Here is a 23160-nt window from a genome sequence, read left to right as displayed (position 1 = left end):
GATTATGGCAAGAAAGGTCTGGCTGACGATAACCGGAATTCAGAAAGGTTTTGATCAGGAAGAACCTGTGACTCTGGTTACTGAAGGAAGTTATATTTATAAAAACGATGTTCATTACATTTTTTATTCAGAACGGACAGAAGAAGGGGCGGTTATTAAAAACCGCCTCACTATTTCGCCTGGCAGCGTGGAACTTCGTAAAACAGGTGCAGGCAATTTTAATTCCGTTCTTGTATTTGATACGCAGCATAATAAAAACTGTATTTATCAGTCACCGGCAGGACCGATGGAACTGGTATCTGACACAAAGAAGATCCGGGTGCTGCATGGAGATGCACATTTTAAATTACAGTTGAAGTATTCTCTTATCATGAACGGAATGTTAGTATCGGATTATAATCTGACAGTGCTGGCGAAGTTTATGGAATAGAATGAAAGAAAATAAAAGAGGGTAACAATGGCGATAATATTGGAAGAAATCTATGAGGTGGCGTTACACCGTTACAATATGAAGCTGGTTGCCGGAGGAAGAGGCTTAAGAAATCTTGTTGACTGGGTACATACAGTCGAAGAGATGGATTACGTCTCTTTTTTAAAAGGCAGAGAGCTGATTGTTACAACTGGAATCAAAGAAAAAGATGAAGAAATGCTTGAATGTTTTGTAAAAAGTCTGTACGAAGCCGGAGCAAGCGGTTTGGTCATCAATGTAGGAAAGTACATAAAAAGAGTGCCGCACAGTGTTATTACGTATAGCGAAGAAGTGGGATTTCCCATTTTTGTACTGCCATGGGAAGTCCATTTAGTAGACTTCAACAGAGATTTATGCAATCTCATTTATAAGACGATGCAAGAACAAGACAGTTTAGAAACTGCACTTCAAAAAGCAATTTTTTCACATAAAGAAGAACAACAGTATATGTCGGTTCTGCATGAAAATCATATTCATAAAGACACAGAAATCTTTATGGTACAGTGTTATTTTCCGGCAGGTGGCAATACGCAGGCGGAGAGAAATTTTGATAATACGCAGTTTTTCTATCGATTCATTCGACAATGCCAGCAGATATTTGCACACAAAAAGGTGCAGGCAGTCGTTTTTCAGAAAGATTTGTATATCACACTCATAGCCCGGATATCTCCGGGAAAAGAAAGGGAAAAAATAACAGAAGAGATAGCACAGCTTTCACAGCAGTTTTCCGGACAAAAGAAGGTATATATAGCAATAGGAGATGAAGAGACGATTGTGGCAAATCTCTGGGAGAAATACAGAGATTTATCCTACTTGTGTCGCTGGGGTAGAAAAAAAGATAAGCAGATCTGTCAGGAAGAGGAACTGGGAATAAGCAAACTATGGCTGTCGATTGACAATATCAAAAAACTGGAAAAATATCGTGAAAAAACGCTGGGAGAATTAGAACGACTCGACAGGGAAAATGGCAGCGAATATATTCGTATTTTAAAATGTTATCTTGAAACAAATGGAAATATCGGCGAAGTCGCAACAGAATGTTTTCTGCATAGGAATACAGTTTCCTACCACTTGAAAAAAATTTCAGAAATTACAGGAAAAGCACTTAACTCTACCAAAGATAGAAGTGACTGGTATCTGGCATATCAGATTGATGAATTTTTGGAATTAATTCAGTAGTCTTCTGATTTCTCCCCCCTTCTTTCTAACAAAGACTATTGAATTCATTTCTTCTGGAGCCAAAACACAGAAACGGAAAAAGGCTAATGATTGCAGATGTAATGTCGGAGCCAGAGAAGGATGCGAATAAGCATTCTTCTCGCCGCGACTATCTTTACAGATGCAATCATTAGCCTTTTCCCGTTTCGTCTGTTTTCCTCTAAATGAATGAAATAGCAATTATGAATGTTGCACAATAATTTTGTGTATCGTGACGATGGTAATATAATTTAATCGTGTTATAGTAATGCCATGAAAGAAATAAGCAATAAAAATAAATAAGAAACAAGCAAAGGTGCGATAACAGTGAAGGCTGGGATTGCACCTTTTTCTTTGTATTTAGAAAATTCTTTTAGAAGGTTCTAAGAGTACGTTTTATAGTTAGGAGGAAGTGGCATGTTAAGAGATTCATTACCGGAAATAGTTACAGGGAGTGTACCAGGGGCGAAGGCAAAGGCTCTTTTAGATAGAAGGGATGAGGCTGTTCCAAAAGGTTTATGTGGAAGTAATTACCCAATCTGTATGGCAAGAGGGGAAGGTGCCATGCTTGAGGATGTAGATGGGAATAGGTTCCTTGACTGGATTGGTGGTGTTGGCGTTTTAAATATTGGTTACAGCAGACCAGAAGTTGTTGAGGCAGTAAAAGTACAGGCTGAGAAATATTTCCATGGGATTTTTAATGTATATGTTCATGAAGGATATGTAAAACTTGCAGAAATGTTTAATGAGACTGTTCCTTGTAAGGGCAAGAAGATGAAAACATATTTTGCAAACTCCGGTGCAGAGGCGGATGAGAATGCGATTAAGATTGCAAAAGCGTATACGGGAAGAGATAATATTATTTGCTTTTCCGGTGCATTTCATGGAAGAACGAATCTTACGATGGCGTTGACAGCAAAGAAAGCATATGCACTTGGCATGGGACCGTTCCCTTCCGGAATTTATCGTGCAGAATACCCATATCTGTATCGTGCACCAAAAGGATACAGCGAGGAAGAAGCTATTCAGTACTATATTGATAAACTGTTAAAGCTTTTTGATGAGGCGGCTCCGGCAAGTGATGTTGCGGCAATTATTATTGAGCCGTTACAGGGTGAGGGTGGATTTATTCCTGCTCCCATTGAATTTGTGAAGAAACTTCGCAAGATTTGTGATGATAACGGTATTATGCTTATTGCGGATGAGGTTCAGTGTGGTAACTGCCGTACAGGAAAGTATTTTACATCAGAATACTGGAAGGAGGCGGGAGCAGCCCCGGATATTATTGCTACAGCGAAGTCTATGGGAGCTGGTGTGCCGATCAGTGCCATTAGTGCAAGAGAAGAGGTCATGGATGCAGCCCCGGCAGGCACGATTGGCGGTACTTACTGCGGTAATCCGTTAGCTTGTGCAGCAGCGATAAAAACGATGGAAATCATGAAAGAAGAAGATTACTGTGCAAAATCCCTCCATATAGGCTCCGTCGTAAGGAAGGCGTTTGAAAAAATGAAAGAAAAATATGATATAATCGGGGATGTCAGAGGAATTGGCGGTATGCTTGGTGTAGAATTTGTCAAAGACAAAGAAAGCAAGGAGCCAAACCCGGAATTTGTATCAAAACTGGTTCAGACAGCACTTCAGAAGGGACTGTTACTGGAAAATGCAGGTTCTTGCGGCAATGTGATAAGATTCCTTGCACCATTATGCATGACGGAAGAACAGATGGAAACTGGATTAAAGATTTTTGAAGAGTCAATTTTATCCAATCTGTAAAGTGATGCCAGATTGTCTGACTGATTCAAAACACGCTTTGGATAAAAGAAATGAGTAAAAAAATACTGGCAAAAAATAAAAGCTGGTGTTAAATATATTTTAGAAACATAATATTTGCAAAGTAAAGAAAGAAGGAAGTATCATGGAATTTAATTATTTTCTGCCGGTAAACATTGTATTTGGTTCTGGAAAGGTTTTAGAGACAGGAGAATTGACCAAACCGTATGGTAAAAAGGCTTTGATCGTAACAGGAAGAAGCAGTGCGAAGAAATCAGGCCTTTATGACAAGGTCAATGACAGCTTAAAGGCGGCAGGACTTGAAACAGCTCTTTTTGATAAAGTAAGCCAGAATCCACTGACAACAACTGCTCAGGAAGGTGCAGATTTTGCTAAGGCAAATGGCTGTGATGTTGTTGTTGCCATCGGTGGTGGAAGTATTATGGACTGTGCGAAAGCTATTGCGTTTTTAAGTAAAAATGAAGGCGATATTAATGATTATATTTATAATCGTCTGACCAGTGATGATGCGCTGCCATTAATATTGATTCCGACGACCTGTGGTACCGGTTCAGAAGGGAATGGATTCGCTGTTTTGACGAATCCGGATAATGGAGACAAAAAGTCACTTCGCTGCAATGCAATCGTAGCAAAGGTATCTATCGTGGATCCGGAATGTATGATGACAATGCCAAAGAAAGTACTTGCTTCCGTTACATTTGATGCATTATGCCACAATATAGAAGCTTATACGTCCAAAATCGCACAGCCACTTACGGATGCAATGAGTATCTATGCGATTGAACTCATTGCGAACAATCTGGTTTCTGTATACAATGGAACAGGAAGTAAAAAAGAGTGGGAAAATATCACAATGGCAAGTACGATCGGTGGTATGGTCATTAATACGGCAGGAGTGACGATCGCTCATGGAATGGAGCATCCGGCAAGTGGTCTTAAAGATATCGTGCATGGGCAGGGATTAGCGGCCCTCACTCCAATAGTAATTGAAGCTTCTTATAAAGGAAATGAAGAAAAATTTGCAAAGATTGCAAAAATCTTTGGTGGAGAATCCGCCGCTGACTGCGCAGATAAAATACGTGAATTATTAAAATCTATTGATTTAGAATGTAAATTATCTGATCTTGGCATCGCTGCAGAGGATATATCATGGATGGCAGAAAACTGCATGAAGGTATCTGCTGCGAGCATAGCGAATAACCCGGTTGTATTTACACAGGAAGAGATTGCAGAGTTATATAGAAAGGCTTTGTAGTAATTTGAACTGACATACAGATAAAAACTGAGTCTGCATGATAAAATGTATGAACAATATAATAAACAAAATGCAATAAAAAAATTGAATTACTTCGTGTGATTGAGCGAAAACCTTTGAAAAAAGCGAAAAAACTTTCTTAAATTATCTATTGACAGATTATTATAGACGTGATATTGTATAGTCGTACAAAATAATAGACAGTTAAAGCAAGGGTGCTTACAAGTATTTGTAGGTATTCTTGCTTTTTTGTTTTCATAGGAGAAACAGCTACTCTCCTATATGATAAAAACCGGTTTGCAAAATGAAAATTATGAGAGTTTTAGATAATAAGGAGGATTATATCATGAAATTAAAAGACACAGGACTTAGCGTACAGGATATTAAAGACAAAGTAAATAAATATATGATCGAGACATATGAGCGTTTTGATTTTCTTGCAGAAACAGCAGAAGGAATGTACATTTACGATGAGAATGGTACTCCATATCTTGATTTTTATGCAGGTATCGCCGTAAATAACGCAGGTAATAGAAATCCAAAGGTTGTTGCGGCAGTAAAAGATCAGGTTGACGATATCATGCATACTTTTAATTATCCATACACAATTCCACAGGCATTACTTGCTGAAAAAGTTTGTAAGACTCTTGGAATGGATAAGATCTTTTATCAGAACTCCGGTACAGAAGCGAATGAAGCAATGATCAAGATGGCTCGTAAATATGGTATTGAAAAGTATGGTCCAAATAAATATCATATCGTAACTGCTAAGATGGGATTCCATGGAAGAACATTTGGAGCAATGTCCGCAACAGGTCAGCCGGGTAATGGATGCCAGATTGGTTTTGGTCCGATGACATACGGTTTCTCTTATGCTCCATATAATGATTTAGAAGCATTTAAGAATGCTTGTACGGAGAATACAATCGCGATCATGGTCGAGCCGGTACAGGGTGAAGGTGGTGTTCATCCTGCAACACCAGAGTTCTTAAAGGGACTTCGAGAATTCTGTGATGAAAAGGGAATGCTTTTATTATTAGATGAAGTACAGACCGGATGGTGCAGAACCGGAGCAGTAATGTCTTACATGAATTACGGAGTAAAACCAGATATCGTTTCCATGGCAAAAGGTCTTGGCGGCGGAATGCCAATTGGAGCAATCTGTGCGACAGAAGAGGTTTCTAAAGCATTTACACCGGGTTCCCATGGAACAACATTCGGTGGACACCCTGTAAGCTGTGCTGCAGCTTTAGCAGAAGTAGAAGAACTTCTTGATAAAGACTTAGCAGGAAATGCAAAGAAAGTCGGAGATTATTTCGCAGAGAAATTAGCAAAGATTCCACACGTAAAAGAAGTAAGACATCAGGGCTTACTGGTTGGTGTAGAGTTTGATGATACAATATCCGGTGTGGAAGTAAAACATGGCTGCCTTGACAGAAAGCTTCTTATTACAGCAATTGGCGCACATATCATTCGTATGATTCCTCCGCTGATCGTTACAGAAGAACAGTGCGATGAGGCATGCGCAATTATTGAAGAAACAGTAAAAGCATTAATATAGTTTCATTGGCAAGGGTGTCACAAAAAGTTTGTGGTTCCCTTGCCTTTTTTATTGAGATATTTTTATAAAAGTTATTTATGAAAGTTAGAGAAATCAGAGAGGAATAGAATATGGCACATCTTGTTATTACAATAGGATGCGAATACGGCGCAAAAGGCAACATGATTGGGAAAAAGGTTGCCAAGGATTTAGGAATTAAGTTCTACGATCGTGATACAGTAGATGAGATTATAAAAGAAGTCGGAATTCCAAAAGAAATCATGGAAAAAGTAGAAGAAGGCGGAACAATTGCCGGAAAAGGAGCAGAAGGTGATGTTCGTGGTTCTTTCTCTAAATATGCAGACTTAACACAGCGTGCGATTCACGTCCAGAAAACAATTATCCGTAAACTTGCAGATCGAGAGTCCTGTGTGATCATCGGGCGTTCTGCTGACTATATTTTAAAGGAACAAAAACCAATTTTGCGAATTTTCATTTATTCTCCGGAAGATGTTCGAATCCAAAATGTTATGAAAAGCCATAACTTTTCTGCAGAGGATGCGAAGATGTTTATTACAGAAAAAGATAAACGTTATCATAAGCGGCATCTTGCATTAACCGGGAGTAATCGTGGTGACCGCCATAACAGGGATATGCTGATAGACAGCAGTCTTCTTGGTGTGGATGGGACAGCAGAACTGATAGAAGAAGTAGCAAAAAAAGTATTTCATGAATAGGAGGGACAGGATATGAACAAGAAAGAATCGGAATTTAACAAAGTATTTAGTGCCTGGGATATCCTTGTCATTGCTTTTGGAGCTATGATCGGATGGGGCTGGGTTGTATCAACCGGAAGCTGGATTGAAAAAGGCGGCGTTCTCGGAGCAGCGCTTGGTTTTGCTCTTGGCGGTGTTATGATTTTCTTTGTAGGTTTAACGTATGCAGAGTTAACCGCAGCCATGCCACAGTGTGGTGGAGAGCATGTATTTAGTCATCGTGCGATGGGAGCGACAGGTTCCTTTATCTGTACATGGGCAATCGTTTTAGGATATGTCAGTGTAGCTTGTTTTGAAGCTTGTGCATTTCCAACAATCATCACTTACCTGTGGCCTGGATTTTTAAAAGGATATCTGTATACAGTTGCAGGATTTGATATATATGCTTCCTGGCTTGCAGTAGCCATTATCGTAGCATTTATTATTATGATGATAAATATTATGGGAGCCAAAACAGCCGCTATTTTACAGACAGTACTCACCTGTATCATCGGTGGTGCAGGTATTTTATTAATTGTAGCTTCTGTAATCAATGGTACTGTGGATAATCTGAATGGACAGATGTTTGTCGGAAACACCGCAGGACTTAATATCAAAGCAATTCTCGGTGTTGCAGCAATGTCACCATTTTATTTTATTGGTTTTGACGTTATTCCACAGGCAGCAGAAGAAATTAATGTTCCTCCAAAGAAAATCGGTAAAATGCTTATTTTATCTGTAATTTTAGCCGTTGTTTTCTATGCACTTGTAATTATTGCCGTAGGACTTGTTCTTGACTCAGGTGCGATCATAAAATCACAGGAAGCAACCGGACTTGTTACAGCCGATGCAATGGGAACAGCATTTGGAATGAAGATTATGGCAAAAGTAGTCATTGTCGGTGGTATGTGTGGTATTATCACATCCTGGAACTCCTTCTTAATTGGTGGTTCTCGTGCAATGTATTCCATGGCAGAATCCTATATGATTCCAAAAACTTTTGCAAAACTTCATTCAAAACATAAAACACCAATCAATGCACTTATTCTTATTGGTGTCCTTACAATGCTTGCTCCATTTGCCGGAAGACAGCTTCTTGTATGGATTTCTGATGCAGGTAACTTTGCATGTTGTCTTGCTTACTGTATGGTAGCGGTTTCCTTTATGATATTAAGAAAAAAAGAACCTGATATGCCAAGACCATATAAAGTTCCAGCTTATAAATTCTTCGGAACGATGGCAGTCATCATGTCCGGATTTATGGTATGTATGTACTGTATCCCAGGCAGCGGCGGAAGCCTGATCCTTCCTGAATGGGGAATGGTAGGAGCCTGGAGTTTACTCGGTGTAGTATTCTATGTCGTATGTAAGAGAAAATACAAAGAATCCTTCGGTGATCTTGTTGAACTTATTTCTGATGAAGATGCAGCAACACTTATGCCAGAAGCAGACGATGAAGAACTTGATAAAGTAATTGATGCAGCAATTGACAGGGTGCTGGCTTCTATTTAATGAATAGACGAAGGTCCTGCATTTATATTTTAGCATCTGCTCTGTTTCGCTGTGCGAAAATGCCTGGTTAGCATTTTTGCTCGCTCTAAAGACGCATCTGCTAAAATATAAATGCAGGACCTTCTGTCTTTGATAAATAGAAGTTTTGTGAGGATTTGAGTTGTAGGCTTCTGGTTATTTTGATATTATGGTGACATTAATTAGCGATTTATTAAAGGGCGACTTTGCGTTTTTTACAACGGAGTCAAAATCAATAACTTTTCATGAGAGGCTTTTCATAGAAGTCTTTTTCTCGCAGCGACTAAAGTCACAGATAAAGAATATTTCATTCTCATGGTTCGTCTGTTGCTCTACTCACCCGATAAATTAAATCACACAAGGAGGATTTTTATGGATTATTTGTCATATAATGTAGCGGTTAATTTAAAACAGATTCGCCTGTCAAAGGGGATGAGCCTTGGTGAGGTTGCGGAACAGACCGGAGTCAGCAAAAGTATGCTTGCTCAGATTGAAAAAGGTACAGCCAATCCCTCTCTTGGTGTGCTTGGGAAAATTACAAGCGGACTCCGCATAGAATTTCAGACACTCATTGATGCGCCGAGAGAAGATTTTTGCCTTGTAAGTCCAAAAGAAATTTTTCCTACAAAAGAACTGGAAGGGCAATATAAAGTCTGGACATGTTTTCCTTATGAAGATTCTCATTCCGTAGAAGTATATCGAATTGATATAGAACCCGGCGGGGTCTATATGAGTGGGAGTCATGGCGAAAAAACAAGAGAGTACATTACAGTAACAGAAGGTGTACTTACGATAGAATGTCATGGGCATATACAGATAATCAATAAAGAACAGGTTTATAAATTTGAAACAGATCAGATGCATGTTTATCGGAACGAAGGAAGAGAAACAGTCAGTTTTACTTGTTTTTTTCTTGATTATACGGGGTTAAGATGATGAACAGACGAGCCTCCGAATTCTATCATATGCAAAAATGTTTTGTATCACTGCGTCCAAGCTGCTCGACCGCAGCTTGAACTTGCTCTAAGGCACATTTTTACATATGATAGAATTCGGAGGCTCTGTGTATTCCAATCCCGTAAATCAGGTGAAAAATTAGAGGATGGATTGAGTAGCGTTGTATCAAAACTTATTTAAGTAATGCGTTATAAATAAGTTTATATTGAACTTATTTAAGTAATATGTTATAAATAAGTTTGAGGTGGTTAATAATGGAATATAATTTTTCAAAAGACTTGAAATCTATTCGAGAAATATTAGGTATCTCTCAGAGTGAATTTGCAGACCGGATTGGAGTAGAACAGATAACGATTTCAAGAAATGAATTAGGAAGAACGAATCCATCTGCAAAAATTTTGGAGAATGTATATACATTTGCTTTTGCTAAAAATATAAAGATTAATAAATTAAAGGAAATGTTTTGGAGAGATGATTTAAAAAAACATGAGAAATTACTTTTTCATGGAGCTAAAAGCAAAATTGATGGAGAGATAGATATTCACAGAGGCAGGCATAATAATGATTTTGGTCAGGGTTTTTATGCAGGAGAAAGTTACGAACAGGCAATATCGTTTGTTTCAGGATTTGAGAATTCATCGGTATATTATATTTGTTTTAATGCTGATAATCTTATGTGTAAAAGATACGCAGTAAATCAGGAATGGATGATGACAATTGCATACTATAGAGGTGCGTTAGATGAGTATAAGAATCATCCAGTTGTAAAAAAAATTATAGAACAGTCGAGAGCCTGTGATTACATAATTGCACCAATAGCAGATAATCGTATGTTTCAAATAATTAATTCATTCATTGAAGGAGAGCTTACAGATGAACAATGTAAACATTGCCTTGCGGCAACAAATCTTGGAATGCAGTATATCTTTGTAAGTGAAAAAGCAGTAGCACAGGCAAAAATTATAGAGCGTTGTTATATTTCTCATAATGAAAGAGAATACTATAAAAATATACGACTTGAAGAGTCGAAGTTAGGAGCTAATAAAGTAAAATTAGCCAGAAAGCAATATAGGGGCAAAGGTCGGTACATTGACGAAATTTTGGTGTAAGGAAGTGGATAATGCATGAAAAAGATAGACAGAGATGGTTTGCTTTTATGTGAACTTCAGGCAACAGCCTTTGAAAATTCTATAGATAAAATGGATTCAAGTTCTGAGATTTTTATTAGAAGATTTATGAAAAGCAATATAGCCAAAAGAATGGATGACGAATCAATCCTTGAAAGTAATCTTCAGGCAAATGATATTTTACAGTTAGTGGATGAGGAATATGGAGTTTCACATTATGGAACGGTAAAATATACTCATAATGAGATGTACTGGATTGGATACATTTATAGATATTTTGCAATTACTTACGAATTCACATCAGCACGAGTTTATAAAATTGTAAAACCGAAAGAATTACGGGAATTATTTTTGCCATATCATACATTAGACCCATCTCAGGCTATAGAGAGAATATTAGAAGCAAAAGGATTATTGCTTGATGAAGAAGCAGAACTGCAGCGACAGTATGAGATCTTTAGAAGAATAAGGATGGGTTCAAAATGATTTCAGGGACTTTATTCGCAGCTTGACTTTTGAAGAACCGTCAAACTTATCTCCCCTTCTAACCACAAGATGATTTCCTCCACTCCATTCACAATTTGATTTTTGTCTCAACAAACAGAAACCCCGAAAAAATAATATTACAATTTGCGGCTTCGGAGCAAGGAAAAATGCGACTAAGCATTTTCTCCGCAGCGAAATAGAGCAAATTGTAATATTATTTTTTCGGGGTTTCGTCTGTCTGTTCACACAAAAACAAACAGCTTATTTAGTGGATAAATCATCCGCCTTCTTACGAAGCTTAGCCATCATTCCTTTTTTCTCTGGTTTTGGAACCGGAGCTTTACGGAAGTTGTTGATGCTTGTGATGTAAATACCGCTGATCATTGCTTTAATCTCGGCTTTTACCGGGATTAAGTCATATACGTTTTCATCGGCGATAAGACTTGTAACTTTTGGTCCGATCTTAGCTTTTACTACAGGCACTTTAGCGCGGCGAGCTCTCTTTGGAGTCTGGTCAATTACAATCTGTGGAAGACCGGAATCTTTTAAAGGGAGTCTCTTTTTATCTATTACGAGCATAGTGACCGGAGTAGCGGCGCTGAATAACTGTTCTTTTTGTTCTTGTTGTTCTTTCTGAAGCTTGGAACCTTTGTAATAAAGGAATCCGAGAATGGCGAGTGCAATTAAAAGGATAATTGCAAAAACAATCCATGGGTTCATAATATTCCTCCTGTACATTGTTAGGTACTTCCGAAATCTTCTGCAAAAGTAAGTGCAGTAAAGAAAAATCGGAAGCTCCTTCTTTTTGATAACACAAATTTCATTCTAACATTATTTACGTTAATTGAAAAGAAAAAATTACAGTTTTATGCTATTTTTTCACTATTTATTGTTGAGCAAGCATATCTGCGATTGCCTGTTTTGCATGTTCGCCCGCAAATTTCTTTTCTGTGGCTGGAAGTTCAGAGATTTTAAACGGTGTGCCGAATGAAATCGTTACGTGAGATGGACGAACGCGAAGCCCTGGATTATTTTCAAAGATGTCTCTAGTGCCGCGGATAGCAACAGGAACAATAGGGGCTTTGGCTTTTTGAGCCATTTTCAGGCTGCCGCCTTTGAATTCTCCAAGTTCTCCGTTTGTACTTCTTGTACCTTCCGGATAAATACACATGGAATAACCTTCTTTTAGATATTCTGCTCCTTCAAGGATGGTCTGTAATCCTTTGCGGATGTCTTTGCGGTCTAAAAACAGACAGTGAATACGCTTCATCCAGGAAGAAAGTCCTGGAATATTTCCGAGGCTGTCCTTTGCTACAAAGCCTACACCGCCGGGGATGGCAGCACCGGTAACGATGATGTCAAAGTAACTGCTGTGGTTTCCAACGAAAAGAGCAGCTTCATCAGGGATATTTTCGAGTCCATTTACCTCGATCGTGACACCGGATATTTTTAAAAGATGTCGAAATACTTTTTGAACATGCGCCTGAGCGATACGAGAAGCCTTCTGTGGGTCGGTCTGTTCAAGCTTTTTTAAACGAATCCTTTCCGGAGTCGTAAAGATCAAATAAAAAAACACATAAACTGCAATACAGATAGAACGAAAAGTCATGATTTCCCCCTTCCTTACGTTTTAACGTCCGTAAAGTTTTGTTACGTCATAAAGACGTTTTGCGACATCGCTGGTAAGAAGTTCTTTCTTCACGCGATAAGCCCAGTTGCCTTCTGCTTTTCCCGGAGTGTTCATACGATATTCACTTCCCTGACAGAACAGATCCTGAATAGGAATTAAAGCAAAGCGGGCAGGAGTGCCGAAGCAGGTACGGATAAAATCCCAGCTAATCTGGGAGCCATCGGTGTTCATGTAGCGGCGTACTTTATCGCGGGCTTTTTCGGAAGCAGAAGCGTACCAGCCTGTTGTAGTGTCATTGTCGTGCGTTCCTGTATAGCATACGCAGTTGTATGGCTGATTATAAGGAAGATAACTGCTGTCATCATCTTCAAAAGCGAATTGAAGAATCTTCATACCCGGTAATCCGAACTTGTCACGTAATGCACGAACTTCGTCTGTAATGATACCGAGATCTTCTGCGATGATAGGTGGTTCTTCTCCAAAAGATTGAATTAATGTTTCAAAGAAATCATCCTTCGGTCCGTCAACCCATTTGCCATTTAAAGCAGTTTCAGAATCAGCAGGAATCTCCCAGTAGCTTTCTAAACCGCGGAAATGGTCAATACGAACGATATCACTTAATAAGAACTGTGTCTTAAAACGATCCATCCACCATGCATAATTGGTCTTTTTGTGGTATTTCCAGTCATAAAGAGGATTACCCCATAACTGTCCGGTGGCGCTGAAATAGTCTGGTGGTACTCCGGCTACAACAGTTGGGAATCCATCAGAATCTACCTGGAATAATCTTGGTTCAGCCCACACATCAGAACTGTCACCGGAAACGAAGATCGGTATATCACCGATTAAAAGGATATCGCGCTCATTTGCGTAAGCTTTGAGCTGGCTCCACTGGCGGAAGAATGTCCACTGAAGGAACTTCTCATAAAGAATCTCATCTTCAAGGTCACGTTCGATGACAGCTTTCTGAGATTTCGTTGGTTTGCGGTATTTCTTCTCCCATTCTAACCAGTGGGCCCCGTCTTTGGACTTCTTGATTGCCATAAACATAGCATAATCATCTAACCAGTGAGAGCTTTTACAGAAAAGAGCCAGTTCGGATTTAAGCTCGCTTTCTTCCGGAAGTTCTTTAAAACGGGTAAATGCCTTTTTGAAAAGTTCTTCTTTGTATGCCTGTACAGCCTTAAAATCAACTTCTTCTTCCGGGAAAGCAGGAACATTACTTAAGTCTGACTCTGCAAGGAGACCTTCCTGCATAAGAAGCTCCGGACTGATTAGTAATGGCTGTCCTGCAAAAGAGGAGAAGCACTGATAGGGACTATTATGTCCTCCGGTAGGGCCAAGAGGAAGAGTCTGCCATAGATGCTGTCCGGCTTCCTGTAAGAAATCTACAAAACGATAGGCTTCCGGACCTAAATCTCCAACGCCAAACTTACCTGGTAAGGATGTTGGGTGAACTAAAATACCGGAAAGACGACGCATTTTTTTTAATAGTGAAAATTTATCGTTCATACGAACCTCCCTTAAATGAAATATTACTGATGTTTATTATACTGAATTTTGACAAAAATCGCAATGATTCATTAGGATTCATTAAGGACCGAAATCTGAAAAAATTGATGATATAAAACAACCTTACAGCATTTTTTGTTGGAACGTTTTGGGGGCGAATCACAGCAGAGATGTTTTTTTGCTTTTAAATTAGGAAAAACAGTGCTATAATAACTCATACTATATCTGTAACAATTTAGAATCAGAGAGGTTGCTGCTCAGCCGCAGACCACACAGAGGGCTTGCGTGTGAGCCGGAAACAATGTATATTTCCTAATTGGGAGAAAGAAATGAAACGAGAAAAGAATATATCAAGAAAGGTCGCACTGAATTTATGGCTGCCTATTATTGTGGTGGTCTTTATATTGGTAGCGGCCTTAGGTGTGATTGAAGTGAATCCTGGTCTCGGATATACGATCTTAGTAGGAGATGTCATATATCTTATTGCATCTGTTTTGTGTTACGAATATACAGAAAAGATGATTAATAATGAATTGCTTACGGCAGGGTTTGAACAGAGTCAGATCCAGAAGCAGATTCTTAAAGACCTGCCGGTGCCGTATGTAATGACAGACCAGTCAGGAACGATTATCTGGTATAATAAACAGTTTTCAGAAATCGCGGGACAAAAGATCATAAAGAAGAGTATCACACAGATCTTTCCGGGCCTTTACAAAAAGGTTTTTCCACAGAATGGACAGACGAAAGAATACTGTATCACACAGGAAGAACATAAATATCATGTAGAATGTAAGAGTATGGTATTTAAGAATCTGGAACGTGGAAAAGAGGAAGAGATTCAGGATGATGGGGCTGAAGGAGACGTTCTTCAGGTATTTTACTTTTTTGATGAGACACAGCTTCGTGGATATGAGGAAGAGTCGAAGAAGAAGAGTCTGGTTGCCGGACTGATCTATATTGATAATTACGAAGAAGTTCTTGAAAATATGGAAGAAGTAAGGCAGTCGCTTTTGCTTGCATTAGTAGAACGAAAGATTATAAAGTACATGCAGGGACTTGATGCGATCATCAAAGGTTTCGAGAAGGATAAGTTTCTCTTTGTATTTGAGGAAGAGAAGCTCGAAGAGCTGATGGAATCTAAGTTTTCTATTCTTGATGAGGTTCGTCTGATCAATATTGGTAATGAGCTGTCCATGACATTAAGTATTGGTGTTGGTGTGAATGGAGGAAGCTATACCGAAACATATGAAAGTGCAAGAATGGCAATGGATCTTGCCCTTGGCCGAGGTGGAGACCAGGCAGTAGTGAGAGATGGGGACACGATTTCCTATTACGGAGGCAAGACACAGAAAGTAGAGAAGAGTACAAGAGTAAAGGCAAGAGTGAAAGCGCATGCACTGCGTGAGATCATGCTTACGCATGATAAGATTTTTGTCATGGGACATAAGAATCCGGATGCAGACTGTGTCGGTGCGGCTCTTGGTATTTATCGTCTGTCAAAGACTTTAGGTAAGAGCACATATATTGTTATGGATAAGGATTGTCCGGCGATAGAACCGATCGTAGAGGGAATCTACAAAGAGCGGGCAGAGGAAGAGGAAGATATTTTTGTAACGAATGAGGAAGCGCTGCTTCTTAAAGATAAGTCAGCGATGCTCATTGTTGTAGATGTCAATCTTCCGGCAATGACAGAGTGTCCGGAGCTTTTAAAGTCTGTCTCAACGATTGTTGTTCTTGATCACCACAGACAGAATAATGAAACGATAAAGAACGCAGTGGTTTCTTATGTAGAACCGTACGCATCGTCAACCTGTGAGATGGTAGCGGAGATTTTACAGTATATCGTAGATAAGCCGAAGCTTAAGAATATCGAGGCAGATGCTATGTATTCCGGTATTCTCGTAGACACCGATAATTTTGTTATAAAAGCAGGTGTCCGTACTTTTGAGGCGGCGGCTTTTTTAAGAAGAGCAGGTGCAGATGTGACCCGCGTAAGAAAGATGTTTCGTGAAGATATGGAACATTGCCGGATACGGACAGCCATTATTAACAAGGCTGAGATTTACATGAATGAATTTGCCATTTCCACATTTGATGGAGCAAATGTATCCGGAGCTACTGTTGTCGGGGCCAAGGCGGCCAATGCATTGTTAAATATACAGGGAATCCGGGGAAGTTTTGTTTTGACATCGTTACAGGACTGTATATATATCAGTGCGCGTTCCATTGATGAGCTTAATGTACAGGTCATCATGGAGAAGTTCAATGGCGGCGGTCATCTTACGATGGCGGCGGCCCAGTTAAAAGATGTTACCCTTGAAGAAGCAAAGCAGCAGTTAGAAGATGTTTTGCAGCAGATGCGTGAAGATGGCGATATATAAGATTTCTAAATACGTACTCTCAGAGTCTTTATTACACTTGATTTTGTGAGTACATTAACAATACAGGAGGATTAAAATGAAAGTTATTTTATTAGAAGACGTAAAGTCTCTTGGAAAAAAAGGTCAGTTAGTGGAAGTGAATGCAGGATATGCAAGAAACTTTATTCTTCCAAAGAAGCTTGGTGTAGAAGCTACCAACAAAAATATCAATGATTTAAAGCTTCAGAAGGCACATGAAGATAAGGTGGCAGCAGAACAGTTAGCAGCAGCGAAAGTTCTTGCAGAAGAACTCAAAGATAAGAGCGTAGAGCTTAAGATGAAAGTAGGAGAAGGCGGACGTACATTTGGCGCAATCTCCACAAAAGAAATCGCCGCAGCAGCGAAAGAACAGCTTGGTTACGATATCGATAAAAAGAAGATTTCCGTAAATGAAGCAATCAAGAGCCTTGGTGTTCATAATGTAAAGATTAAGTTACATCCTAAAGTAACTGCAGAACTTAAAGTAAAAGTAATTGAAAAGTAATATTAAAAATTCATATTTCTTATAATGAACTTTTAAAATATTTCTATATTTTAGTGGTGTTGTTATACTAAAGCTATATAGGAAACTATAAAATAGCAACCCCAGTAACGCATCAGAAGACAGGCGAGAGGTATAGTAGAAGACAGGCGGGAATTGAGATTATAATATCTGTGACGAGTATTTGAAATGTTGCCAAAACATAGTGGAGTCATGATCTACGGATTTCAACGATGAGGAACAGATATTATAATCTCAATTCTCGCTGTCTTAGAAAGGATCATCAATGCCAACAGTAGACGAGAATTTTATAAAAAGAATACAGCCTCACAGTGAGGAGGCGGAGCGTTCCGTTTTAGGTTCCATGCTGATGGACAGGGATGCTATCGTTGAGGCAGAAGATATCCTCACGAAGGAAGACTTTTATCAGCGCCAGTACGGAATCGTATTTGAGGCAATGGTAGAACTTTACCGGGAAGGAAAGGCAGTCGATCTGATTACTCTCCAGAATAAGCTAAAAGAAAAGGAAGTTCCGGAAGAACTGATGAGCCTTGACTTTTTTCGTGATCTGGTAGAAGTAGTTCCTACAGCAGCTAATATTGGACAGTATGCAAAGATCGTTCACGATAAAGCAACGTTACGTGCACTGATTAAGGTGACGGAGAATATCGGGAATGAATGTTATCTTGGGAAAGAAGATACGGAAGCGATTCTTGAAAAAACAGAGAAAGATATTTTCGGTCTTCTACAGAATCGAAACCGTATGTCAGACTTTGTTCCAATTCAGCAGATCGTTTTGAATTCTTTAAGTGCGATAGAAGAAGCCTCAAAGACAAAAGGGCGGGTTACCGGTGTAGCTACTGGTTTTACAGAGCTTGATTATAAACTGACCGGCCTTCATCCGGCAGAGCTTATTCTTGTGGCTGCACGTCCGGCAATGGGAAAGACAGCATTCGTCCTTAATATTGCACAGTATGCAGCGTTTAAAGATAATCATGCCGTTGCCATGTTCAGTCTTGAGATGTCAAAAGAACAGCTTGTAACAAGACTCATGGCATCAGAATCCATGGTAGATTCTCAGCAGATGCGAACCGGTGATCTAAGAGATTCCGACTGGGAAAAGCTTTTAGAGGGCGCTGCCCTTATCGGTAATTCAAAGCTTATCATTGATGATACAGCGACAACGCTGGCAGAGATTCGTTCTAAATGTCGAAAATACAAGCAGACATACGGAATAGAGCTGGTCGTGATCGATTACCTTCAGCTTATGACCGGAAGCGAATCCCGAAGGAATGAATCGAGACAGCAGGAAATCTCCGAGATTTCCAGAGCACTTAAAGTTTTAGCAAGGGAACTGGATGTTCCGATCATTGCCCTCTCGCAGCTTTCGCGAGCAGTAGAGGCAAGACAGGATCATAAACCGATGCTTTCAGACCTTCGAGAGTCAGGAGCGATCGAGCAGGATGCCGATGTAGTTATGTTCCTGTACAGAGATGAATATTATAATCCGGATACCGAGAAAAAGAATCTGGCAGAAGTAATTGTTGCCAAGCAGAGAAACGGTTCTACCGGAAGTGTCGAGCTGGTATGGCTTGGTCAGTATACGAAGTTTGCGAATAAAGAGCGGGTTATGTAGATAACCTGCTTTTTTTGCCCGTATTTGTCAGTAATTATCTTTATTTAGAGGACGAATGGCATTGAGAGTGCTTTCTTAAAGTTGCTATAATAAAACCATGCTTGAGTATGTTTCAGGTAAAATATATTGTGTGGAACAGGAGCGGATCATATTATGAAAGAAAACAAATATACCATCTCAGAAGCCGCCCGGCTTTTGTCGGTGGAAAATCATGTCCTTCGTTACTGGGAAGAGGAACTTGAACTTAAAATACCAAGAAATGAACTGGGGCACCGCTATTATCGTGAAGAAGAAATACAGCTGTTACACTGTATCAAAGAATTAAAGAATAAAGGCTTTCAATTAAAAGCAGTCAAAGAAGTACTGCCGGATTTAGAGCAAAAAAAGCTGATTGATATACATAAACTACTGACAACACAGGAAGAACTTGAGAATCAGGAATTAGAACAGCTAGAACAGGCAAGGCAAAAAGAAATAACACAAAGAGAAGAGGTACAAAGACAAGATACACCAAAAGAAAACAGAAGAAAAGAAATCGAAGAAAAAAATAAAAACATAGCAGGAAGAAACAGAGAAGAGACAGAAGCTGATTCTGGAAAAAACTGCAAAGTGATTGCGATTCATAATAAAACAGAAGATGCCGCTGTTGCAGAACGAGAAGCGAAAATGCAGCAATTTGAAGATATTATGGGCCGGATTGTTGGAAAAGCACTTCGTGAACAGGCAGAAAATCTTGGAGATGCCATGGGGAATCATCTCTGCAATAAAATGCTTCGGGAAGTAGACGAGCTGATGGTAGAGCAGGAACAGCGCGAAGAGGAACGATATAAACGGCTGGATGAAACAATCCGAAGTGTTCAAAAAGCAAGACAGGAAGTAGCAGTATCCAAAGATGGCACAAGAAAAAAGAGCCTGTTTTTCCGTAAAAATAAGCGGAAATTATAATATATACTTTCGCGACATCTTTTTGATAAACGAGAATGTAAAAGGTTCCGTCGCAGTAACGGTCTAACGACCGTAACTGCCGACGGACTTTTTGTGTGCATTTTCAGCAGAATCTGCTTGCTTTGGCTACCGTTACAGCACTTGTACTGCTGAAAAAGCGCACTTATCTAAGCCTTCTGTCTTAGACAAAAGATCGGCCTGATATGTATTTTGAAATTTTAAAAATTATGCTGTCTTTTTCAGTTCAAACAGGTGCCTCCCTGTCTTGTCATTTTGGATCTTATTATGAAGCTTGTTTATATTATGGGCGATCGCCAGGACTACACTCTGGGCAGTCACATTGTCTATGCCCCGGTATGTGTACCGCCGGAATGCCATGTCTGCTTTTACATCCGCAAACGAGCCTTCTGCCTGGATACTCCGGTTCATCCTCAGCTGTGTCCCATACCCGCTGGTAATCCGTTCCAGATCTTCCCTTCTTTTTTCTTTCATCGTCTTGGAAACATAAAGCCTTTTTACTCTTTCTTCTATTGGGATCCTGCTGTTATTCCCTTTGATACACTTTGTTTTATAGGGACATCCCGCACATTCAATGCATTCGTAGACAGATGTGATCCTCTGATAACCCGTTGCTGTTTTTTCTTTTCGGTCATATTTCCAAATGATCTTCTTTCCATTAAAACAAACATAATGATCCTGCTCCGGATCGTATGTCATATTTTCCATTCTTCCGATATCCTGTTTATACCTGCGTTTCTTTGATTGTTCATAGTTATTCGGCTTGATATAGGCGGTCTGGCCGTTTTCTTCGAGAAACAGATAGTTTTCTTCACTTTCGTAACCGGCATCCGCAACGATATCCCGATAATGGAACGACAGGTGTTCCTCCATATCTTTTACAAACGGGATCAGGGTCCTGGTATCTGTCGGCCTCTGCGTTACATCAAGCCATGTAATGTATTCGGAATCCACACCATGCTGAAGATTATAGGCTGGTTTCAGCTGTCCGTTCTGCATATGGTCTTCTTTCATCCTCATAAAAGTAGCATCCGGATCTGTTTTAGAATAACTATTCCTGTCACCGCAGAGGTGGATCTTCTGTGTGTATTCCTTCAGTTTTTCCATGGATCCTTCCAGTGTTTCAATGGATTTTTGGATCTGGCTTTTTCTTTTTCCAATCCCATGGACGAACACGATCCCTTCTTCCTCTTTAATCTTGTAGAGTCTTTTCCGAATCTTTTTCAGAGTTCTCAAACCGAATTTCTTTCCATTAAAAATAAAACGGATCCCATACAGTATCTCGCATTCTTCCACAAAGACTGCAATCTTTTGGCAAAGCCTCTGCTGATGTTTTGTCACTGCTTTCTTCCATACAAATGTATACCGGTTTGCTGCAGATTCAATTTTTGTCCCGTCAATAAAGATATGGGTCCCGGATATCTCACCAAGGCTGTAGAGCATTTCCGTCACTTCTGCTAATGTCTTTTTAGAACACTGGGATAAATGAAGGGAGAGGAACCTGGCAATGGTTGCATGGTCTGGTGCAGGTTTTCCTTCTAACAGATACATGAAATTGATATCCCTCCGGCAGGCAGTTTCAATATCCCTGCTGGAATAGATATGGTTCATGGCAGCATAGATCACGATCTTGAACATCTGACGCGGTGTCACCTGGTCTTTTTTGATCTTTCCGTAAGACCGGTACAGATCCGTCAGTTCCAGCTCCTCCACAAACACACTTAACAGGCGGACCGGGTCATCGTCCGGGATCAAAACTTCCAGTTCAAAGGGAAGTTTTAATTGATAATTCATCGAAGATAGGCTATAATCTTTCTGTATAATTTTTGTAGTTTTCATAACATAATTATACACCCAGAGCCGTTCTTTGCAAAAAAGTTCGGCTTTTTTCTTTTGCTTTGCCACAGACAGTGGAAACAAAAACAGCTTTTGGCATCGGGCATGGCGAATGGCGGGGATTCATGTATTGCAATGGGATCGGATTCCGAAGATCTATGAAAAAGCGTGGATGCCTATGGTATAAAGAGCAGATGCTTTGCAGGTTTTGTGTCACGAAACTTGAGAACGAACCTGCCACCGAGCGCGTTGTCTGAGCGGTAGCGAGTTTAGCGCGAATGGCGTTTCCATAAACGTTCGAAAGTTGAGTATCAAAACGCAAGTCGTCTGCGATTATGCCATAGGTCCCACGCTTGTTCGTAAAAATATGGCAGCGATTCCATGCAATGCATGAATCCCTGCCATAGGGTAGGGCTGTTTTTGGTGCGACAGCCCCTTTCTTGAATTAAAATAAATAAAAAAGACACCGCATTCACGATGTCTTCTTTACACTTCGTTAATCGTAACGAATTATTCCTGGCTGATAGCACCTGCTGGGCAAACGCCTGCACAAGAACCGCAATCCATGCATGTATCTGCATCGATAACGTACTTTCCATCACCTTCGCTGATAGCGCCTGCTGGGCATTCACCTTCACAAGTTCCACAACTAATACAATCATCAGAAATTACATATGCCATTATAGTATCCTCCTTTAGATTAGATAAATTGAACTTTATGTTCTGTATTCCTTATTCTATACTAGATTTCTTTTAATATCAAGCATAAACTGAGAGAAAAATTGTATTAAATTTTGTAAGATATTAAATTACTTTTAACTATTGACGTTTGGGGTTGTATACAAATGGAAATTCATTTATAATGTTGGTAAAGCAATCCAGATAGGACATGGGTAGTGCCCCAAAAGGAGGCTAGATGAATGAGAAGTGATGAACAGAGATATAAAACGATAGGATTGATGATTTTTACGGCAATCATCACTTTTTCTGTTGTAGGAATTGTAATTATTGGGTTTAAGATGGTTAAGAAGAATGAAGAGGCAAAGCTGGTTGCTGCTGCTGATACAGAATATATGAAGAAACAGAAGCAGGATATAGAACAACAGGAAGATTCGCAGGAAGAGAAGAGTACAGAAGAGAGTTTAAACATAGAAGAGTTTCTTGATTCTGCCACTGACTCAGATAAGAATACGAATGCGGCTGCAGATTCAGATACAGAAGTCAGTGAGGCAGATGCAAAGGTATATCTTATTCAGGGGAATGAGAAGAGTTCAAACCGCTACGAGAAGGCAGATCATTTATCCTATACAACGGTAACGAAGTACACATTACAGGATTTATCGATTCTTGATTCATATGGATTGAAGATTACAAGGAATGAAATCTTTGCCCGTCATGGAAGAATGTTTAACGATCAGGAGTTACAGGAGTATTTTAAACGGCAGCAGTGGTATGTTCCACAGATTGCGGCGAATGATTTTGATACTTCCTGTCTGAATGAAGTAGAAAAATATAACGTAAATCTTATCAGTGTTTATGAAGAACAGATTGGTGGAAAGTGATTTATCTCAGTCG

At 39.6% G+C, this 23160-nt stretch carries 20 protein-coding genes; 15 read left to right on the top strand and 5 right to left on the bottom strand.

The window, feature by feature from the left end:
- The first annotated feature begins 4 nt into the window (after nt 1-4).
- The 10 genes from EHLA_RS15300 (at nt 5) to EHLA_RS15255 (ending at nt 11107) form a co-directional block, all read left to right on the top strand.
- Nucleotides 5-430, top strand: coding sequence for a DUF1934 domain-containing protein (locus tag EHLA_RS15300; protein WP_096241416.1), 426 nt, complete (start codon nt 5-7; stop codon nt 428-430).
- Between the two features lie 27 nt (nt 431-457).
- The gene (locus EHLA_RS15295; RefSeq protein ID WP_096241415.1) at nt 458-1648 is read left to right on the top strand and encodes a PucR family transcriptional regulator; all 1191 of its coding nucleotides are present in this window, start codon (nt 458-460) and stop codon (nt 1646-1648) included.
- Between the two features lie 435 nt (nt 1649-2083).
- The gene (locus EHLA_RS15290; protein ID WP_096241414.1) at nt 2084-3439 is read left to right on the top strand and encodes an aspartate aminotransferase family protein; all 1356 of its coding nucleotides are present in this window, start codon (nt 2084-2086) and stop codon (nt 3437-3439) included.
- Between the two features lie 142 nt (nt 3440-3581).
- Nucleotides 3582-4712, top strand: a complete 1131-nt coding sequence (locus EHLA_RS15285) for an iron-containing alcohol dehydrogenase (RefSeq protein WP_096241413.1) — start codon at nt 3582-3584, stop codon at nt 4710-4712.
- Nucleotides 4713-5058: 346 nt separating this feature from the next.
- Entirely contained in the window at nt 5059-6273 is a 1215-nt protein-coding gene (locus tag EHLA_RS15280; protein WP_096241412.1) for an aspartate aminotransferase family protein, read from the top strand.
- Between the two features lie 110 nt (nt 6274-6383).
- Nucleotides 6384-6989, top strand: a complete 606-nt coding sequence (locus EHLA_RS15275) for a cytidylate kinase-like family protein (RefSeq protein ID WP_021907969.1) — start codon at nt 6384-6386, stop codon at nt 6987-6989.
- Between the two features lie 12 nt (nt 6990-7001).
- Nucleotides 7002-8519 carry an APC family permease gene (locus EHLA_RS15270; RefSeq protein WP_096241411.1) on the top strand — a complete coding sequence of 506 codons (1518 nt, stop codon included), beginning with the start codon at nt 7002-7004 and terminating at the stop codon, nt 8517-8519.
- Nucleotides 8520-8909: 390 nt separating this feature from the next.
- Nucleotides 8910-9473 carry a helix-turn-helix domain-containing protein gene (locus EHLA_RS15265; protein WP_096241410.1) on the top strand — a complete coding sequence of 188 codons (564 nt, stop codon included), beginning with the start codon at nt 8910-8912 and terminating at the stop codon, nt 9471-9473.
- 275 nt (nt 9474-9748) lie between these two features.
- Nucleotides 9749-10603, top strand: a complete 855-nt coding sequence (locus EHLA_RS15260) for a DUF3990 domain-containing protein (RefSeq protein ID WP_096241409.1) — start codon at nt 9749-9751, stop codon at nt 10601-10603.
- A gap of 15 nt (nt 10604-10618) precedes the next feature.
- A complete protein-coding gene (locus tag EHLA_RS15255; protein WP_173854309.1) occupies nt 10619-11107 on the top strand; it encodes an antitoxin in 489 nt (162 codons plus the stop codon).
- A 261-nt stretch (nt 11108-11368) separates the two neighbouring features.
- On the opposite strand, the gene EHLA_RS15250 is transcribed toward EHLA_RS15255, so the two are convergent.
- The 3 genes from EHLA_RS15250 to malQ all read right to left on the bottom strand — a co-directional run bounded on the left by EHLA_RS15250 (nt 11369) and on the right by malQ (nt 14249).
- Entirely contained in the window at nt 11369-11827 is a 459-nt protein-coding gene (locus tag EHLA_RS15250) for a hypothetical protein (RefSeq protein WP_096241408.1), read from the bottom strand.
- Nucleotides 11828-11993: 166 nt separating this feature from the next.
- A complete protein-coding gene (locus tag EHLA_RS15245; RefSeq protein ID WP_096241407.1) occupies nt 11994-12716 on the bottom strand; it encodes a lysophospholipid acyltransferase family protein in 723 nt (240 codons plus the stop codon).
- 21 nt (nt 12717-12737) lie between these two features.
- Nucleotides 12738-14249, bottom strand: a complete 1512-nt coding sequence (gene malQ, locus EHLA_RS15240; RefSeq protein ID WP_096241406.1) for a 4-alpha-glucanotransferase — start codon at nt 14247-14249, stop codon at nt 12738-12740.
- 329 nt (nt 14250-14578) lie between these two features.
- Here malQ and EHLA_RS15235 point away from each other — a divergent pair, with 329 nt between their 5' ends.
- The 4 genes from EHLA_RS15235 to EHLA_RS15220 all read left to right on the top strand — a co-directional run bounded on the left by EHLA_RS15235 (nt 14579) and on the right by EHLA_RS15220 (nt 19731).
- The gene (locus EHLA_RS15235; protein ID WP_096241405.1) at nt 14579-16630 is read left to right on the top strand and encodes a DHH family phosphoesterase; all 2052 of its coding nucleotides are present in this window, start codon (nt 14579-14581) and stop codon (nt 16628-16630) included.
- 76 nt (nt 16631-16706) lie between these two features.
- Nucleotides 16707-17153 (top strand): 50S ribosomal protein L9, encoded by a 447-nt coding sequence (gene rplI / locus EHLA_RS15230; protein ID WP_096241404.1) that lies wholly within the window; start codon nt 16707-16709, stop codon nt 17151-17153.
- A gap of 283 nt (nt 17154-17436) precedes the next feature.
- Entirely contained in the window at nt 17437-18786 is a 1350-nt protein-coding gene (gene dnaB / locus EHLA_RS15225) for a replicative DNA helicase (protein WP_021908352.1), read from the top strand.
- Between the two features lie 153 nt (nt 18787-18939).
- Nucleotides 18940-19731 (top strand): helix-turn-helix domain-containing protein, encoded by a 792-nt coding sequence (locus tag EHLA_RS15220; RefSeq protein ID WP_096241403.1) that lies wholly within the window; start codon nt 18940-18942, stop codon nt 19729-19731.
- A 225-nt stretch (nt 19732-19956) separates the two neighbouring features.
- Here the strand turns inward: EHLA_RS15220 and EHLA_RS15215 are convergent, their stop codons facing one another.
- On the bottom strand, nt 19957-21588 hold the full coding sequence (locus EHLA_RS15215) for an IS1182 family transposase (protein ID WP_096241718.1): 1632 nt from the start codon (nt 21586-21588) through the stop codon (nt 19957-19959).
- A gap of 507 nt (nt 21589-22095) precedes the next feature.
- Entirely contained in the window at nt 22096-22266 is a 171-nt protein-coding gene (locus EHLA_RS15210) for a DUF362 domain-containing protein (RefSeq protein ID WP_021908350.1), read from the bottom strand.
- Nucleotides 22267-22505: 239 nt separating this feature from the next.
- Here EHLA_RS15210 and EHLA_RS15205 point away from each other — a divergent pair, with 239 nt between their 5' ends.
- On the top strand, nt 22506-23147 hold the full coding sequence (locus EHLA_RS15205) for a YARHG domain-containing protein (protein ID WP_096241402.1): 642 nt from the start codon (nt 22506-22508) through the stop codon (nt 23145-23147).
- The last annotated feature ends 13 nt before the right edge of the window (nt 23148-23160 follow it).

The organism is Anaerobutyricum hallii (genome assembly GCF_900209925.1).
Taxonomy (GTDB): Bacteria; Bacillota; Clostridia; order Lachnospirales; family Lachnospiraceae; genus Anaerobutyricum; species Anaerobutyricum soehngenii.
The sequence above is the reverse complement of the archived record's forward strand: the minus strand, read 5'-3'. Positions and strand labels throughout refer to the sequence as shown.

Excerpts from the sequence above, each read along its gene's own strand:
- EHLA_RS15260 (WP_096241409.1), top strand. The coding sequence starts at position 9,749 with ATGGAATATAATTTTTCAAAAGACTTGAAATCTATTCGAGAAATATTA.
- EHLA_RS15285 (WP_096241413.1), top strand. The coding sequence starts at position 3,582 with ATGGAATTTAATTATTTTCTGCCGGTAAACATTGTATTTGGTTCTGGA.
- rplI (WP_096241404.1), top strand. The coding sequence starts at position 16,707 with ATGAAAGTTATTTTATTAGAAGACGTAAAGTCTCTTGGAAAAAAAGGT.
- EHLA_RS15265 (WP_096241410.1), top strand. The coding sequence starts at position 8,910 with ATGGATTATTTGTCATATAATGTAGCGGTTAATTTAAAACAGATTCGC.
- EHLA_RS15220 (WP_096241403.1), top strand. The coding sequence starts at position 18,940 with ATGAAAGAAAACAAATATACCATCTCAGAAGCCGCCCGGCTTTTGTCG.
- malQ (WP_096241406.1), bottom strand. The coding sequence starts at position 14,249 with ATGAACGATAAATTTTCACTATTAAAAAAAATGCGTCGTCTTTCCGGT.
- EHLA_RS15245 (WP_096241407.1), bottom strand. The coding sequence starts at position 12,716 with ATGACTTTTCGTTCTATCTGTATTGCAGTTTATGTGTTTTTTTATTTG.
- EHLA_RS15280 (WP_096241412.1), top strand. The coding sequence starts at position 5,059 with ATGAAATTAAAAGACACAGGACTTAGCGTACAGGATATTAAAGACAAA.
- EHLA_RS15270 (WP_096241411.1), top strand. The coding sequence starts at position 7,002 with ATGAACAAGAAAGAATCGGAATTTAACAAAGTATTTAGTGCCTGGGAT.
- EHLA_RS15215 (WP_096241718.1), bottom strand. The coding sequence starts at position 21,588 with ATGAAAACTACAAAAATTATACAGAAAGATTATAGCCTATCTTCGATG.
- EHLA_RS15300 (WP_096241416.1), top strand. The coding sequence starts at position 5 with ATGGCAAGAAAGGTCTGGCTGACGATAACCGGAATTCAGAAAGGTTTT.
- dnaB (WP_021908352.1), top strand. The coding sequence starts at position 17,437 with ATGCCAACAGTAGACGAGAATTTTATAAAAAGAATACAGCCTCACAGT.
- EHLA_RS15295 (WP_096241415.1), top strand. The coding sequence starts at position 458 with ATGGCGATAATATTGGAAGAAATCTATGAGGTGGCGTTACACCGTTAC.
- EHLA_RS15290 (WP_096241414.1), top strand. The coding sequence starts at position 2,084 with ATGTTAAGAGATTCATTACCGGAAATAGTTACAGGGAGTGTACCAGGG.
- EHLA_RS15275 (WP_021907969.1), top strand. The coding sequence starts at position 6,384 with ATGGCACATCTTGTTATTACAATAGGATGCGAATACGGCGCAAAAGGC.
- EHLA_RS15235 (WP_096241405.1), top strand. The coding sequence starts at position 14,579 with ATGAAACGAGAAAAGAATATATCAAGAAAGGTCGCACTGAATTTATGG.
- EHLA_RS15255 (WP_173854309.1), top strand. The coding sequence starts at position 10,619 with ATGAAAAAGATAGACAGAGATGGTTTGCTTTTATGTGAACTTCAGGCA.
- EHLA_RS15205 (WP_096241402.1), top strand. The coding sequence starts at position 22,506 with ATGAGAAGTGATGAACAGAGATATAAAACGATAGGATTGATGATTTTT.
- EHLA_RS15210 (WP_021908350.1), bottom strand. The coding sequence starts at position 22,266 with ATGGCATATGTAATTTCTGATGATTGTATTAGTTGTGGAACTTGTGAA.
- EHLA_RS15250 (WP_096241408.1), bottom strand. The coding sequence starts at position 11,827 with ATGAACCCATGGATTGTTTTTGCAATTATCCTTTTAATTGCACTCGCC.